The following is a 323-nucleotide window of genomic DNA, read 5'->3' on the forward strand; positions in this document are numbered from 1 at the left end:
ATGTTAAATATTGATTTTTCATATAGTGATAATGATCAGCTGGTCATTTCTGAGATGACAGACACGATCAGGCAAATCCTTAAAAAGGTTGCAGGAGATGATAACCCTTCTGTTTGTATTATGCCAATTGGAAGTGATTATCACGAAACTGGAACATGCCGTATGGGGGATGATCCATCGACTTCGGCTACGAATCGTTATGGTCAAATTCATGGAGTTGAAGGGCTTTACGTTGCCGACAACAGTGTTTTACCAACCGTTGGAAGAGCCAACCCTACTTTAACTACTGTTGCTTTTGCGATTCGGACGGCTGATTATATTGT

General features: G+C 40.9%; 1 protein-coding gene. It reads left to right on the top strand.

Annotated features, from left to right (window positions below; all coding sequences use genetic code 11):
• Window positions 1-323: GMC oxidoreductase (locus KH400_RS23600; RefSeq protein ID WP_217228773.1), on the top strand; the 323-nt coding region annotated here is incomplete at both ends.

The organism is Desertibacillus haloalkaliphilus (genome assembly GCF_019039105.1).
Lineage (GTDB): Bacteria > Bacillota > Bacilli > Bacillales > KJ1-10-99 > Desertibacillus > Desertibacillus haloalkaliphilus.